This window comes from Luteibacter sp. P4_D7_3, assembly GCF_056401735.1.
In genome coordinates this window covers 1-1,126 of the sequence record NZ_JBFUIT010000596.1, presented here as the reverse complement: position 1 = coordinate 1,126, position 1,126 = coordinate 1, and the positions used below count along the sequence as shown (strand labels likewise).

Below are 1,126 nucleotides of genomic sequence, written 5' to 3'. Positions count from 1 at the left end.
CTTCTGGCGTGCGCGGATAAAAGACTCCAGCGCATCGGAGTTCCGTATCGACGTCGACTTGGGCCGGTCCAGCAGCTCTTCGAAAGTAGGAGTCGCCTTGTTCTCGCCCTTGGCTTTCAGCGCTTTCTTGCCCGCCCTGGTCGCCGACTTCCAGCCATATGTGGCATAGGGATCGAGGTTCAGCAATTGGTTGAGTCGATGCTTGGCGCCTCTCAGGTTACCGGCGGCGACCCCAACCGAAGGGGCGGTGGCGGGAGGTATCAGCATCTTGTCCAGCGCCACGTAAATCGAGCGATAGTCGGCCTTGTAGCGCTCGATCCGTACTTCAATCTGACCTTTGTAGCCGTCTTTTGGCGCCTCCTCGACCATCACCTCGTCTACGTCGTCGGGCGCGAGCACTTGGTCGTCAAATACTGACTTCACATCGGCGATCGTTTTGATCGCCTGCAGAGCCCTGAGCGTCAGCCGGTGGGCCACCGTATGCGGGCCCTGTAACGCGTGACTGAGCTTGCTGGTCGCCCTGGTCTTTGTATAGGTGTAGAGCGTTGGCACACGGTAATGCAGGCCACCCGTCGCACCATCGTCCCTGAGCTCTCGGTCGTGGGCCTGGGCCTTCGCCTTGGTCGAGAAGGTTCGGTATGGGTCGTAGTCCGAATACCAGTGACCCGCCTTCTGCTTCTTAACGGTCAACTGGGCGACCGGCTGCGGGGCTGCCATCGGCGGCTGTGGCGTCATCACGTTAATCGTCCTCGTGGGCGCCTCATTCATGGGATATGTTCACGAGCCAGGGATTATTCGGGAACATAGGCGTCATAGTGGCCTGCCGTCTGTCGAAGCACCACGAGCCGCCCACCGGCGGTCCCGCCACGCGCGGAGATTGTCGAAGCCACACCGAGTTGCACCACCACCAGATCGATTGGGGTGGCGTAGATGCGTTCGATCTCGGCGACGATGGCGATCGCGAGGGGGCTGCCGACATCGAACCAGCCTTCGGTGATGCCGACCTGTTGARCGACATAGTTGACCATGGGCGCGACCTCGTCCTCGCTTTGCCCGGTCAGGCCCATAAGTGTTGAGTAGATAAGGCAGAGCGCACCCCGTCCTCCGTTGCGGTGCACGCGCAACC

The 1,126-nt window shown here is 60.9% G+C and carries 2 protein-coding genes; both read right to left on the bottom strand.

What is annotated here, in order from left to right:
- The coding region (locus AC1DSN_RS23015) for a hypothetical protein (protein ID WP_477333199.1) at positions 1-768 on the bottom strand (768 nt) is incomplete at its 3' end.
- A gap of 23 nt (positions 769-791) precedes the next feature.
- Positions 792-1,126 (bottom strand): hypothetical protein (locus AC1DSN_RS23010; RefSeq protein ID WP_477333197.1); only part of this gene is annotated, 335 nt, incomplete at its 5' end.